Genomic DNA, 14,935 nt, shown 5'->3' on the forward strand with positions numbered 1-14,935 from the left:
TGCCGCATCGGCTTGTGGTTTCCGCTGGGGGAGAGGCGCTCCGCCAGGCGCAGAGCCACGGCCCCAGGCCAGCCGCTTCAGGCGGAGCCTGTGGCCCTCGTGCCCGGCCGAAACCGTCGCCAATCTAGGTTTATTCGCCCTCTCCTGCATCCGAACAGCATGGCCGGCGCCTCCTGACTGAGGAGGCCTGATGATCACAACTGTCGTTTCCGAAACCGGCCGCCATCGTCTGGTTCTGACCCATTATGCGCCGGACGAGGAATGCCGGGCGCACCGGCATAGCGTGTCTCAGATCTCCGTTCTGCTCGTGGGCGCCTATGAGGAGGTCAGCGCCGAGGGGCGTCGAGCGGTCGCCGGCCCGAGCCTGAGTTGCAAGCCGCAGGGCTTTGAGCATGAGAACCGGTTCGGTGAACACGGGGCTCTGATGCTGTCGTTACAGGGCGAGGACCCAGCCGGCCCGGCGACATCCTATTTCGTGACGCAGTTGGAAAATCGGCGCGCTGGGACGAAGGTGCTCGATGGGGCGGCTGGGACAGGGCCGTGGGCGCATGGCCTGCACGGGGGCAGGTCGATGGGCTTAGCAGCGCCCCCGGCGATCAATCCTGGGTTACAGAAGGCTCGTCGCCGGTTGCTGGCCGAGCCGGATCTGTCCATCGCGGGGCTGGCCCGCTCCCTGGATTTGCACCCCGTCCATGTCGCGCGGCTCTTTCGAAGCACGTTCGGCCGATCACCGGCCGAAATGCGCCGCGAGGCGCGGGCGGCGCGCGCCGTCGACCGCATCATCCGCTCCCCCGACGCACTAGCCGATATCGCCGTTTCGGAAGGCTTCTCCGACCAAGCCCATATGACCCGGTCGGTCGGCGAGGTCAGCGGCTGGAGTCCCGGCGCTTTGCGCCGGCTTCTGGCGACGTGAGGCGATGTTTCCTCCGTTCAAGACGGCTGGGGCGTTCCCGATGCACATCAAAACGGTCGTTCACTCAAAGGCCGTTGTCGTGACAGTCCTTCATACCCTCGCCGCCGGCCTCATGTCGGCCAGCCTGCTCATCGCCTCAACGGCCCAGGCCGATCCTTCGCGCGCCTCCGAAGCCGCCGACATAGACGCCTTCATTCACAAGGCGATGACCGTAGTTGAGGCCGTGCCCGGGCTGGCGATTGCGGTCGTCGATGGCGACGGCGTCGTCCTGACCGCCGGTTACGGCGTCGCCAATGTCGAGACGGAGACGCCCGTCGACGCCGACACCGAATTCTACATCGCCTCCGCGACCAAATCCTTCACCGCCTTGGCCATTGCAGCCATGGCCAGGCGCGGCGAGGTGTCTCTGGATGAACCGCTCTCCGCGTGGATCGGGAAGACGAGCTTGTCGCCCAGCCTGGCCGAATCCGTCTCTCTCGCCGACCTGCTCAGCCACAGGTCCGGTCTCGACAACACTCCCATGGCTTTCCGCGCCGCCTATTCCGGCGATCATTCGCCCGTCGTCATGCAGGCCCTGGCTGCGGCGACCGTCCAGCGAGACGACACGCCGCACGGCGTGTTCCGATATTCGAACGCCGGCTACAACTTGGCGACCACCCTGCTGGAAGCGCGCACGGGACGGGACTGGCGCGCCATGGTCCGAGACGAAGTGCTGGCGCCCGCCGGCATGGACCACACGACGGCCTGGATTTCGCAGGCGAGCGTCGATCATGTCCTGGCGGCGGGCCATTTCGGCGACGGCCTGACCCCGAGGGTCAGCCCCTTGCAAAAGGTCGACGCCACCATGCAGTCGGCGGGAGGCCTGGTCTCAACGGCTCACGATATGGCGCGCTGGCTCGAGTTGCAGATCAACGACGGCGCCATCGACGGACGCCAGGTCTTCCCCGTCGGACTGATCGCCTCGACCCATCGCCCCCTGGTGACGCAAGACACCGAATTCGGCGCCTATCACCGAAACGGCTACGCCCTTGGATGGCAGACGGGTCAGTACGGCCCCGATCGGCTCCTCCATCATTTCGGAAACTTCTCCGGATCGCGCGCCCACGTGTCCTTCATGCCCGACCGGCGTCTCGGCGTCGTGGTCCTGGTCAACGAGGACCTGGTCGCCGGTGAACTCGCCGATGTCGTGGCCAACTATGTCTATGATCGTTTCGCGGAAAGGCCGGAGCTGGACGCAGTCTATGCTGCGGAACTGGCGACCCTGGCCTCGCGTCGGGACCGCAGACGCGCCGGGTTGGCGGCGGCACGGGCGGACCGCGCCAAACGACCGTCCTCGCTATCCCGGCCCGTCAGCAGCTATGTCGGAACCTATGTGAGCCCGACCATGGGGACGCTGCACATCGACGAGGCCGGCGAACAACTGGTCATTCACATCGGCGTACTGTCCGCCGCAGCCGAACCCTACACCGATCCCGAGAGTGTCCGCATCGAACTGGTTCCTTTCCAAGGGGAGGTGCTGACCTTCGACGGACCGGACCGTCTGACGTTCGAGGGCGAGACCTTCTTGCGGACAGACAAGGGGTCCGTCGGCCATAAGGCGCCTCGCAGGCGGCTGGGCTTGGGGGCTGTGGAGCCGCCCATCGTCTGAAAAGACGCGGTGGAGCGCAGATCGTCGCGGCGTCGAAATTTACCTCTCATCTCGTCCCAATATCGCCTCGCCAAGCTCCGCCATATTGTATTCCGCATGTTGTCAGCCACCCGAATGCCCACCTGTCGCCAGCGAAGGCGCCCACCTCACGCCAACGAACTTGCACACTGTCAGAGGGAGCGAGGGCCACGGCGGCGCAGCTTTCATATCGCGCAGCCGTCGTGGCCCTCGCGGGCACACGACGGCTTTGAGAGAAGGACTATTGCTCTATCGACCGACGCCAGGCCATTTGCCGGCGGCGAGTCTCTTCGGCGTCGCCACACGCGCTTTGGTCGTTGACCCCATCGCCGGCCAAGAAAGCGACGCACCGCTCAACAGCCTGCCACTGCGCATCAGAGACTGCCTGGACCGGAACATTGATGATGTTCACGCGAGACGGCGATCCGTTGAAGGCGGCGGTATACTGGGTGATGGGCATAAAGCGGCGGTTTGATCGCGCCTGTTGACGCCAGCGGCTCGCGGCGGCGGCATCGAGCCTGCGACCGCCCAGGCCATAGGTTGAGACGATCACCATGGCGAACTGCGCTTGACCATCGCCGCTGTGGGCTTGCGCCTCGAGGACGTCAGGCGCTGCGGACAGAGCAAGGTCCAGCGGCGCGAGTTGCTGGGACAACGGAACCGTCGTCACCAGGCTCTGGCAGGCGGCGAGCCCGGCCGCCGCCAGAGCCAGCCCCGCGCCGGCCGCCAGCCTAGTTGAGCGTCGAGATGTCGGGAGCTTCATAGACCTTCACCACGCGTTGACCGTCGGGCGTCGCCGTATGGAAGCTGAACGGCTTGCCGCCGAAGACGGAGTTGGACAGATCGGCCAGGATCTCGTCCTGACCGCCGAAGGGGGCGACCAGTTCGATCAGCCAGGGCCGATCCCCACCCTGCCATTCGTCGGCCCGCAGCTTGTGAGCACCGTCCTTCAGCCGGGCTTCCGTCTCTTCGGAGACCATGGCCCACAGGGCCACGGCCGCCGGGCTGTTGGGCCCATAGAAGATGCGGAACTGCTCGACCAGGATGGCCGGCATGGCGAACCATTCCAGATCTCCGATGAACAGCTGCTTGTGGATCGGCGATTGGGTCATCAGCCAGGTGATCTCGCCCAGCATCTGGGCGACGGTCTTCGGGGCGGGATTGGTGTCGGTCATGCGGTCACTCGAACAAAAGCCTAGGCGTGGATACGCGACGCTCCGGCGAACCGCCAGCGGCCGGCCTCAGAAGACGCCCCTGCCAGTTGGCCGTCTTCGATCTCGCCCGATCGTTTCCAGATAGCCGAGCTTCCGCTGCCCGCCTTCGGCCCGAACGCCGCAAGGGCTTGCACCAGCTGCTGGTGCTGGGACGCAACTGCGCCCTGGGCGTTGGCTTCAATCGCGCTCGACAGATCGAACGTCCCGACCGGCGCCGCGACCGACAGATCATCGGGCGAGAGAACCTCGGACCGCCACCATTGCCGACCCACGCCGCTGGAGGCGCGGCTGAACTCAGCCGGCGCCCAGACATCGCTTTCGTCCGTAACGGCGCTCAACAGGCTAGCGGCCTGATCGATCTCAGGCATCGGGGAGGAGCCGTCCGCACGGAGACCCAAATCGCTCTCGAGAACGCGTTCCGGCCGCCCGATCTGACTATCGACCAAGGAAAGCGGCGCGCGGCCGGCGGAATCGGACAACTCCGTCCCCATGGCAGCGTCCGAGACGCCATCGTCGATGTCAGGACGACCGAAGGCATGACCGAAGGCGCCGCGCATGCCGTCCCCGTCGAACAGACTGCCCAGAACCCCCTCGTCGGTACGGACATAGTCATCCCCGCGTAGAGCCGCCTCAAGCTTCTCGCGCAGCCGCTGTTCGTCCTCGGTGTAGGTGTTGTCGTGGTCCGAGAAATCGAACTGAGCGTTCGCCAGGATCGTCTCAAGGGTGATCAGGGAAGACGCGTCGGGGACGACGACATCGAGGTCGATATCTTCGAGCATGGGTTCGGCGGACAGGATGTCGGCTCTCGTCATCCCTTTCTGCACGAGAGCCGAAGGCCGGCGCAGCGTCGTTTCGCCGAGCGTCGCCGCCAACAGGGCTTGGGCCGCCGGATCGTTGAGCAGACGACCGAGTTCGCCGTCCGCGCCCAGGGCTCCCCAGGCCGCGACGACCTGCTCGCGTGTCAGCCCCTTCTCCTGAAGCAGCTTGCGCGCCAGGTTCACGTCATAGGCCGTGCCCTGGCGTCCGTCGGACCAGGTGAAACTCAGGGTGTTGTGCACGAAGTTGTCGCGGGTCATGGCGGCGGTCATGCCTGTGCCCTGGCCGGTCAGGTCGATGGCCGTGATTCCCGCCTGTTCCAGGCTGCGCAGCTCGCCATCGGTCGAGCGGCCGTTCTGGTTCCGATCAACCCAGACCTTCAGCTTCGACCAGCCTTCGTCCAGGATCGTGATCTTGCCGTCGCCGTTCGTATCCCAGGCGCGCAGACCTTCGAGATCGGTCTTGGCGCCTTCCTTGTCCTGGGTGAACGAGATTTCCGAAAGGTGATTGATCTGACCGTCGCCGTCGCGATCCACGGCCAGCATGCCGTCGGTCGCGCCGACCCACCCGGTCCGCGCCACCTGGCCGCTTTCAAGACGAGACACGATCTGGGACTGATCAACACCGACCAGATCCAGCCCGTCATCTCCCAGATCGAGGACGATCGGCGCCCAGCCGCCGCCGTAGTAATCTTGGTTGAGCCAGTTGATATCCAGCTTGCGGATATCGATCCAGGTTCCCCCGGCGTTGATGAACTCGACGGTGTTCCAGGTTGTCACACCCGTGCTGATGTCGTTCAGGCGCGTGCCTCCCCCGGACACGGTGACATAGTCTCCGTTGCCGCCGTAGAAGATGCGCAGGTCGCCGTTGACGACTTCGGTGCGCACCGAATCCGCCGTCACAGTCGCGCCGAACACCAGGGTGTCGTCGCCGCCAGTGTCGTAGATGACGTCCTGGCCGTCGCCGACGTCGAAGGCGTACTGATCGTCACCCGTTGAGGCGTTGAACTGATCATTGCCGGACCCGCCGATGAAGACGTTGCCCTGCGACTCCCAGCCGTTGCTCGGCGCGCCGTAGAGGATGTCGTTGCCGCCATAGCCGGCGATCAGGTCGGACTGTCCATTGGGTTCGCCATAGACGACGTCATTACCGTTCCCGCCGACCTTCATCCGCGTCAGCTGCGACACGTCCAGCTGCCCGGCGCCGTTGAAGTCGATCACCTTCAGCTTGTTGTTGCCGACGGCGACGACATTGCCGTTGATCTGGATGTGGTCGCTGGTGCCTTGGATGTAGATGTCGAACACGCCCGTGGAGTGGCTTTGCCAGCCGAAGCCCAGGTCGCCGACCTTGACGTCCCCCGAGAAGGACAGGGTGTTGGAGCCGGAGTTGTCCTCGACCAGTTGGTCGAAGCCGTCTCCGCGATTGAAGTAATAGGTGTCCGATCCGCCGCCGCCCGCCAAGGTGTCGTTGCCCTTGCCGCCGGTGATGTAGTCGTCGCTGCCCGTCATGCCGATGTAGTCGTCGCCAGACGTGCCGATGACGTGCTCGACCCCGATCAGACTATGCGTGCCGGCCGTCCCATCGACCGCCCGCCAGTCGGCGATCCCGCCATTGACCTGCAGGCCGGCGCGGTAGCCGGTCTGAGTCTCGTAATGACCTTCGCCCGTGGAGATCCAGACGTCCTGTTGGAGCCACTGATCGTATTCCCAGTAACCGCCCTCTACCCAAACTTGGTAGTTCGCGTTGCCTGACGCGAAGCCGGTCGAATAATCGACCGTGTCGAGGCCGTCGCCGCCTTCGTAGACATCGGACCCGACCGTCGCGACGATCCAGTCATCGCCGTCCAGACCCTTAATCCGGTTCGAGCCCACATCGCCCTTCAACTCGTCGGCGAAGCGGGAGCCAGTCAGATGGTCCATGGCGTGCCAACGGTCGCCGGTCGCATGGCCGCCGAACGCCTCACCCGTAGTCATGTCGATGAAGACGCCAGCGCTCGAACCTTCGTAGGACAGCGTGCCCTCGCCAGGTCCGACCATATAGTCCGCGCCAGCGCCGCCCTCCAGAATGTCGTTGCCGAGATGGCCGTCGAGGAAGTCGTCGCCGTCGCCGCCCTTGAGGATGTTGTCGCCCGCGTCGCCCCACAAATAGTCATTGAACCGGCTCCCGGTGACGTTCTCGACGCCCTTGATCCAGTCCCCCATGATGTACTTGGCATCGGCCCAATAGGCGTCCCCGTTGGTCCAACTGGTCGGGTGGTTCCACAAAGCCACCCGAACACCATTGATGCCGCCGGCGGGCATGAGGGTCGCATTGCCCGCATGAGGCCAGAAGTTCGCATCCAGAGGCGCGGTGATCGGCACGGTGAACCGCTCGTACGAGACAGTGTCCGAGCCTGCACCGGCGTCGACATAGTCCATGATGTTGCCATCATAATTTCCGGACGCCTCCAGTCCCAGAGTATAGCCATCCTGCTCCATCAGGAAGACGTCGTCGCCATTCTCGCCGAAACCGCCGTCGGTGCCGCCGTTGAAGACGATGGTGTCGTTCCCTTCTCCCCCGAACATGCCTGCGCTGACGCCATTCCAGGGATTGTCGTCGCCGGCCCCGCTGACGAGATAGTCGTCTCCCGCTCCACCGACGAGGCGATCCCTTCCCTGGCCGCCCAACAGCACGTCATTGCCATCGCCGCCCTCGATGGTGTCGTCGCCGTCGCCGCCGTCCAGCCAATCCCATCCCGCCGCGCCCGCCAGATAGTCGCCGTAACGGCTGCCGACCACGATGTCGTCGCCGCCGGTATGGGTGACCGTGACCTCTTGCTGATATTCGTAGCCGTATTGGTCGGAGTAGGTTTCGTACTCTGTCGTCTGGCTCCAATCGCTCCAGCCGACCGCCGCAGTGCGTTGCGCGAAGTCAAGGTAGTCCTTGCCCGACGTATTGCCCTCGGTCAGCTTGACGTAGCCGATCTTGGCCAGGTCATCGATGCGGATGGCGTTGCCGTCCGCCTCCCAGTCGATGGCGGGCGATCCCGCCCTCTTAATGGTTGGCTGCGTGAAGAACGCGTACGGATCGGCTTCGCCGGTGGCGAGGATCCTGAGCACCATTCGAGCATGAGTGGCTCCAGCCGGAACAGTCATCGTGTCCGCCAGGAGGTTGAAATTGGCTAGATCGCCGTGCCATCCGCCGTAATCGCGAGGAGATCCGGCGACAGAACCCACGGCTACCTGAAGACCATTGGCGTCGAGGAACTCGACGTACATGCCGCCAACCCCGCGGTGCTGAGCAGCCATGACGCTGAATTGATAAGCGACTCCAGCATCGACCGCCACCAGTTCCGATCGGACATCCGCGATAGCCCCGCTGACGGGCGTTCCAGTCATACGCGCCCAGAAGACGTCATTCCCACTGCCAGACCAATCAGCATTCAAATTGACGCCGTATTCGGCGGCAGAGGTTTGCCAAGTCGCCATCCACCAACCGGCCGCGCCCTGCGAAAAGTGCGGGTTCAGCAGATCATTGCCCAGCGGCTTGTCCAGCGCCTGGGGCAGGATGGAGAAGACGCCGTCCTGGACTGTCGGGCCCTTCACCGACAGGGTCATGCCGCCCAGAAGGTCCGTGACCCGCACGTTCTCCATATAGGCGCCGTAGCTTTCCAGACCCATGCTGGTCAGGAAGCCCTGAAGACCGCCGAAGAAGTCTGTGCTGTTCCACTGGTCCAGCTTCAGTTCGTTGATGCGCTGGAGGGTGATGATCCAGGGGTTGGCGATGGCCTGGTCTTCCAGGGCCGAGATGATCTTGTCGATCGTCGCCTTATTGCCGTTGTAGAAGGCAAGCTCATTCCCATCCAGAGCGCTGACGCCCTGGGTGTGCGCCTTGTCGATCGTGGCCTTGTGGGCGGCGTAATAGTCCTTCTCGCCCTGGTTCAGGCTGTTGTAGGCGCCGGTGATGTAGCCGTTGATGAGCTCGCGGTTCTCCGCATAGAAGCGGTAGTCGGACGCGATCTGCAGGTCGCCCAGCAGGGCCGTCAGATCCGTCGCGACCGAGTTGGCCAGCGCCCGCTTGGCGAAGATGTCGCCGCCGATGATCTGGGTCTGTTTGATCGACCACATCACCCCCTTGGACACGGCGTCATCGGCCGAGGCCACGTTCTGCTGCGTCGCATTGGGGTTGCCCAGCTTCACCCACAGCTGACCGCCGGTGTGGCCGTAGAAGCTCTGAAGACCGGCGTCCGAGGCGATGTATTTGCCGTTCCGCCACAGACCGTTGCCCCAGCTCGTCGCTTCATAGGGCATGTCGCCGGCGAGGACGGTCAAGAAACCGTTCAGCGTATCCCGAGCAGTCTCCGCCATGTTGCGGACGAGCTGGAGATTGCCGCCGTTCGACGCAGAGGACGCGCCAAGCTGGAACTGGTCGCTGGTGTAGTCGAGATAGACTTCGGCGTTGGCAGTCGGGGTCTTCGGCTTCTTGCGGCCGAACAGATTGCCGATCAGAGCGCCGAGGACGAAGCCGACGAAGGCACCTATGCCGGGAACAACCAAGTTCCCTAGCATAGTCAGTTTATATGCACCGCCGACTACAGCCATCTTCACGGCAACAAAGGCTCCAGCCGCACTCCCAACAGACGAGAGCACGTTTCCGGCTTGAGTCTGGGGGGCAACGACCATGGCTCCTAGCTTGGCGCCAAGGAAAGATCCTACAGCATTTAATGCTAAAGCTCCGGCACCGCCGGTAGAGAATCCGCCTTCTCCAAATCCATTTCCAATATTTTCTAAGTTGAAACCTGTAAATGGACCTGACGAAGATGTCAGAACATTACTGAATGCTTTACTGATAACAGATGAACCGACCGTGTTAAACAACTCCGCACCAAACCCCTTTAGCCCCAGAGCTTCGCCTAGCTCCATAGCCAAAAGAGAGCTTACTGTCCCGATCGCAGCTTGCTGCATCCTAGAAGCGACATCGGATGAAAAGCCACGCTCAGAAGCGGTTGCTGAAACCGCCTGACCGGTCGTTTGGTCGATATTTATTTCTAAGGTAGCCTTCAGATTTCCATTTGCGATAGCGACGGCTAATCTTTCACCTATTTCCCCCAAGAAGGAGGAATAAACGATGCCCTTAATCATGTTTCGGCCAGCGAGAGCGCTTCCTAACGAGGAGCCAATCACACTTCCGAATTCACCGGCAGTAACAGTTCCCGGAGCCATAACATCGAAAGAGTCGGTGTACTGTCGTTTGAATCCTGAAATCACTAGGTCGCTCGGCGCTGACGAGCTAATCTTTTCGGCCCATTTCATGGCCTTTATAACAATCTGAGCCGCCCTATCAGAATAAGCTTCCCAGCTCAGATTAGAGCTAACCTCATAAGCGCTGCCGCCGGGCTCCCCGCCCGACTTCATATATGCATCGAATATAGACTGCCCGGTTAGCCACGAATCTCGAATGGCTTGATAGTAAGTCTTATCCGCCAGAACCATAGCCGTTGTGAGGGTACTAGCGGGCGCCAATCTAAGGCTGGCATGCCCGCCAGCCCTCCTCACATAGTCACCAGAAACAACATTTGAATGTTCCCAGGGCGAATTAAACTCGTGGGATATTCTGTTAATTAGATTAGCCAATACACTCGATGCATCACCATTAAATAGTGATGGACCAAAAAATATTTGGCCTTCTGGAGTAAGGGGGCTGGGAATTATTGTGAACGCACCAAAAACCGGATTTGGGTCGTCAATAAAATCCTGAACACTCATGCGCCAATTGGCACCGGCGGAACCACCGCCGTCAGTCCTGTAATTTAATCTCATATCCCACCCATTCTGGGCGTACATATCGAGATCCATAACGACGTTTACGCGCGATGATGGGGTGTCGTGCCAGTATAAGACTTCCAATGCATTGACTATGCTCCTCACATCGGCAGTCGAAAAGGACGTCGAAAATGTAAGTTTTGGAAGATTAATGCCGGCGTTAGCTGCCGTCGGCGGGACGACAATCGTTCGGACACCATTGACCGTAGCCACCTCGAAAACTGGGCGCTGCGCTCGCTTCGGAGAATTGGGCATAGACATATTCCCTTTATGATCGACAGGCTAAAGCAGCTAAGGTTGACCCTTGGTCGCGCGCCTCGCGACAAAGTTGAAGGAACTCGCTTCGGTCGCGCCTGCAACCGGCCAGACCGTCGCGATGGCAAATAGATAACCAATATTTGGCTTCCGGCAGTCCAGTTCGGCACCCAAAGAATTCTCTACCTTCCGCCGGAACGCCACTGCAAACCGACTGGCGCGCAGCTATAGAAAGCCAATAAATTGCCTCTTTGTTTCGATCTATTACGTCAAGCGAAAGATCATCTAATGATGATATTTCTGATATTGACAGAGCTATGAGATAAGATGAGAAACCGCTTCCTTTTTTTGACCAACACTTCAGCGCCTCTACTGAGTACATATCAATAGTCGCGTTTGGGTCTAGTGAGCGAAGTTCCCCATCAAACGACTGACCAATGTCCTCATTCGCCTTTTCGTTCAGGTCGTTTGCTCTTTCGTTTTCCCAGTAATATTCCTCTGGAGACTCCCCAGTACAGTCAATATTCTCATTGAATGTTCGATTTTCTATTAGAGCGGTCGATTTGCATGACTGCAAAGTGAAAGAAGCGATCATGATCGCAGCAATGACCGCTAAGGATAAAGATGTCCGACACGGAATTATGACAAGTTTTCTTGATTTTCGACTGCTCATCGCTCCCTCCCCGCCGTCCCAACCGCCCGCGCAATGGGCGAGAGCACATAGTCGATCACCCGCCGACGCCCGGTGACGATCTCCACGGTCGCGGCCATGCCCGGCTGCATCACGGCTTGTTCCCCCGTCCCGGTGCGCAGTTGCGACGCAACCAGTCGTATGCGTGCAGGGAACACCAGTCCGCGCGTTTCGTCTACCGTGGCGTCGGGCGACACATGCTCGACCACGCCCGTCAGACTGCCGTGGCGGGTGAAGGGATAGGCCTCCAGCTTGACGATGGTGCGCATGCCCGGCCGCACGAAGCCGACGTCGCGGTTCAGGATCAGGGCCTCGACGATCAGGGCCTCGCCATCCGGCACCAGGGTGACCAGGGCCTGGCCCGCCTCGGCCACCTCACCCAGGGTTGTCACCGAGACCTCGTTGATCGTGCCGGACACCGGCGCCTTCAGCCGCTGTAGGGATTGCCGCTGGTCGGCCTTGGTCAGGCTTTCGGTGCGGGTGGCGACGACAGCTTCGGCCTCGGCCTTTTCCTGCGCCGCCTGACCGCGGAACTGCTCCAGGGCCTGGGCGCGTTCGCGGTCGATCATCCGGGCCTGGGCGCGGGCCTCGGCTTCGCGGTGGCGTTCGGCCGCGAGTTCGCGGCTGACGGAGATATAGCGTTCCTCCTGCTCCAGCACCCGCAACCGGGCGCCGTAGCCTCTGCGCTCCAGATCCTGGCGGGCGGTCAGTTGCTGGCGCGCCAGGGGCTGAACCTCCTCGTAGCGGGCGATGTTCTCGGCCGAAGTCATGGCCGCCGAGACCGCGCCTGAGCGACGCGCAGTCAGGGCCGCCAGATTGGCCTGGTGCTCGCGGATGCGGGCCTCGACCACCTGGCGCTCGGCGGCGACGGCGGCAGGCTCGGCCCCTTGCGGCGCGACGAACTGGATGCGGCCTGTGGCCAGATAGCCCAGGATGGCGTCGGCGCGAGCGCGGGTGAGGCGGGCCGAGGCCAGTTCCGCCCGCGCCGTGTCCACATCGGCGTCGGCCAGGGTGGGGTCCAGTTCGATCAGGGGCTGACCCGCCGTGACGTGCTGGCCTTCGCGCACGTCGATGGCGCGGATGACACCGGCCTCAGCCGCTTCGACGCTGCGCAATCGTCCGGTGGGGACCAGCCGGCCTTCGCCCACCGCCACCACGTCCACGAAGCTGAAGATGGACCACAGCAGGGCGGCGACGGCGGCGGCGATGATGGTCCAAAGGATGGCCCGGCCGATCGGCGACGGCGGCGTCTCCGAGATCTCCAGCGCAGCGGGCAGGAACTCCTTCTCGCGCCAGTCCTTCACCCCGGCACGGCGGCGCGCGTTCTCTTCCTTCCAGGCGTCCTTGAGGACCGATAGGTGGCGTCTCAGGCTCATGCCCCGGCCTCCACGACGTCGCCGTGCATCTGGGTGCGCCACAGCTGAGCGTAGCGACCGCCGGCGGCCATCAGACTGTCGTGCGTGCCCATCTCGGTGATGGCGCCGTTCTCCATGGTGATGATCCGGTCGGCCATGCGGATCGCCGACAGCCGGTGGGCGATGATCATCACCGTGCGGCCCTTGGCTATGGCGCGCATGTTTCGGTGGATGATGGCCTCAGATTCGGCGTCCAGGGCGGAGGTCGCCTCGTCCAGGATCAGGATGCGGGGATTGGTGACCAGGGCGCGGGCGATGGCGACCCGCTGGCGCTGACCGCCGGACAGGTTGGAGCCGCGCTCCTCGATCTGGGTGTCATAGGCCTCGGGCAGTTCGAGGATGAACTCATGAGCGCCGGCCAGGGTGGCGGCGGCGATCACCCGCTCGGTCGCCATGCCGGGGTCGGCCAGGGCGATGTTGTCGCGGACCGAGCGGTTGAACAGCAGGTTCTCTTGCAGCACCACCCCGACCTGACGCCGCAGCCAGGCCGGATCGACCAGGGACAGATCCGTGCCGTCCACCATGACCCGCCCGCTCTCGGGCACATAGAGGCGCTGGACCAGCTTGGTCAGGGTCGACTTACCCGAACCGGACGGGCCGACGATGCCGAGCACCTCGCCCGGCTTCACATCCAGCGACACGCGCCGCAGCACCTCGCGTCCGCCCGGACGATAGCGGAAGGTGACGTCGTCGAAGGCCACCGCCCCCTTCACCGGCGGCAGGGCGGCGCGCGAGGCGGAGAACTGGGATTCCGTCGGGGCGTTCAGCACGTCGCCCAGACGATCCACGCCGACGCGGGCCTCCTGGAACTGCTGCCACAGGCCCGCCAGGCGCAGCACCGGTTCGGCGACCCGTCCGGCCAGCATGTTGAACGCCACCAGTTCGCCGACGGACAGGTTGCCGCCTATGACCAGGCGCGCCCCGACATAAAGAATCAGGGCGGTGGAGACCTTGTTGACCAGCTGGATGGCCTGACCGCCCCAGATGTTCAGCTGGGCGGCCTTGAAGCCGGCCTTGACGTAGGCGGCCAGCAGCTTCTCCCAGCGGCTCTGCATCTGCGGTTCGACCGCCGCAGCCTTCAGGGTCTGAACGCCGGTGACGCTCTCGACCAGAAAGGCCTGGCTCTCGGCGCCGCGCTGGAACCGCTCCTCGATCCGGCGACGCAGCGGCGGCGTGATGACGAAACAGATGATGGCGTAGAGGACGATGGTCCCCACCACGATCGCCAGCAGGAAGGGCGAATAGAACCACATCACCACCAGGAAGATGACGGTGAACAGCAGGTCCACGAACAGGGTCACGGACGAGGAGGTCAGGAACTCCCGGATCGTCTCCAACTCACGCACCCGGGCGATGGTGTCGCCGACCCGCCTGGATTCGAAATAGGCCAGCGGCAGGTTGAGCAGGTGGCGATAGAGCTTGGCGCCCAGCTCGACATCGACCCGGCTGGTGGTGTGTGAAAACACATAGGCGCGCAGTCCGCCCAGGAAGCTCTCGAACACCACGACCGTGATCAGGCCGATGGCCAGGACATCCAGCGTGGTCAGCCCCTGGTGGACCAGCACCTTGTCGATGACGACCTGGAAGATCATCGGCGTGGCCAGGGCGAATAACTGCAACGCCAGCGAGGCCGCCAGCACGTCGCCCAGCATCCAGCGATATTTGACCAGGGCCGGAATGAACCAGGTCACGTCGAACTTGGCCGACGCCGCGCCGGCGACGCGCGTCGTGATGAAGACGGCCCTGCCGGACCACAGCTGCTGGAACGCTTCCAAGGTCAGGGCGGCCGGCGCCTCGGCCGGTCGCTGGATCAGGACCTGTCCCTCTCGGAAGGCGCCGACGAGGAGATACAGACCCTGCCGATCTCGAACGATCGCCGGCAGGGGCGAATTCTCAAGGGCCGCCACATCCAAGGTGGCGGTCTTGGCCTTGGCCCCGACGCGTTTGGCAAGACGGACGAGATCGGCGTCATCGGCCGGCGCGGCGTGCCCGAGGTCATGCCGCAGCTGGCTCTGATCCGCCGGAATCTGGTGGAACCCGAGCAACAGGGTCAGGCAGGACAGACCCGTATCCTGCGCGACCGGCGCTTCAGCCCCCAACTCACCCAACGCCACTCAAAGCCCCCGCTTCACTCGCGCGAGAGGTGTATTGCGGCCATGAAACA

Annotated in this window: 8 protein-coding genes; 2 read left to right on the forward strand and 6 right to left on the reverse strand. The window is 63.0% G+C overall.

The window, feature by feature from the left end:
• The first annotated feature begins 190 nt into the window (after window positions 1-190).
• Together PKE72_RS06430 and PKE72_RS06435 are read left to right on the forward strand one after the other, a co-directional pair.
• Entirely contained in the window at window positions 191-913 is a 723-nt protein-coding gene (locus tag PKE72_RS06430) for a helix-turn-helix domain-containing protein (RefSeq protein ID WP_271164539.1), read from the forward strand.
• 79 nt (window positions 914-992) lie between these two features.
• The gene (locus tag PKE72_RS06435) at window positions 993-2,561 is read left to right on the forward strand and encodes a serine hydrolase domain-containing protein (protein ID WP_271164540.1); all 1,569 of its coding nucleotides are present in this window, start codon (window positions 993-995) and stop codon (window positions 2,559-2,561) included.
• A 259-nt stretch (window positions 2,562-2,820) separates the two neighbouring features.
• Here PKE72_RS06435 and PKE72_RS06440 read toward each other — a convergent pair whose 3' ends face one another.
• From PKE72_RS06440 to PKE72_RS06465, 6 genes are all read right to left on the reverse strand, one after another.
• Window positions 2,821-3,249, reverse strand: a complete 429-nt coding sequence (locus tag PKE72_RS06440; protein WP_271164541.1) for a hypothetical protein — start codon at window positions 3,247-3,249, stop codon at window positions 2,821-2,823.
• 61 nt (window positions 3,250-3,310) lie between these two features.
• Entirely contained in the window at window positions 3,311-3,754 is a 444-nt protein-coding gene (locus PKE72_RS06445; protein ID WP_271164542.1) for a toxin-activating lysine-acyltransferase, read from the reverse strand.
• Window positions 3,755-3,774: 20 nt separating this feature from the next.
• Window positions 3,775-9,144: a calcium-binding protein gene (locus tag PKE72_RS06450; protein WP_271164543.1), complete on the reverse strand. Its 5,370-nt coding sequence runs from the start codon at window positions 9,142-9,144 to the stop codon at window positions 3,775-3,777.
• 1,534 nt (window positions 9,145-10,678) lie between these two features.
• Complete coding sequence (locus tag PKE72_RS06455; RefSeq protein ID WP_271164544.1) at window positions 10,679-11,338, reverse strand: SEL1-like repeat protein; 660 nt, start codon at window positions 11,336-11,338, stop codon at window positions 10,679-10,681.
• Entirely contained in the window at window positions 11,335-12,732 is a 1,398-nt protein-coding gene (locus PKE72_RS06460) for an HlyD family type I secretion periplasmic adaptor subunit (protein ID WP_271164545.1), read from the reverse strand. Before PKE72_RS06460 ends, PKE72_RS06455 begins: the two co-directional genes overlap by 4 nt.
• On the reverse strand, window positions 12,729-14,885 hold the full coding sequence (locus PKE72_RS06465) for a type I secretion system permease/ATPase (protein ID WP_271164546.1): 2,157 nt from the start codon (window positions 14,883-14,885) through the stop codon (window positions 12,729-12,731). Before PKE72_RS06465 ends, PKE72_RS06460 begins: the two co-directional genes overlap by 4 nt.
• Between the last annotated feature and the right edge of the window lie 50 nt (window positions 14,886-14,935).

Origin of the sequence: Brevundimonas intermedia (assembly GCF_027922165.1) — a bacterium.
In the GTDB taxonomy this organism is placed as follows: domain Bacteria; phylum Pseudomonadota; class Alphaproteobacteria; order Caulobacterales; family Caulobacteraceae; genus Brevundimonas; species Brevundimonas intermedia.

Bases quoted from the DNA above. Each gene is read 5' to 3' on its own strand.
- PKE72_RS06455 (WP_271164544.1), bottom strand. From the start codon at position 11,338: ATGAGCAGTCGAAAATCAAGAAAACTTGTCATAATTCCGTGTCGGACA.
- PKE72_RS06430 (WP_271164539.1), top strand. From the start codon at position 191: ATGATCACAACTGTCGTTTCCGAAACCGGCCGCCATCGTCTGGTTCTG.
- PKE72_RS06445 (WP_271164542.1), bottom strand. From the start codon at position 3,754: ATGACCGACACCAATCCCGCCCCGAAGACCGTCGCCCAGATGCTGGGC.
- PKE72_RS06460 (WP_271164545.1), bottom strand. From the start codon at position 12,732: ATGAGCCTGAGACGCCACCTATCGGTCCTCAAGGACGCCTGGAAGGAA.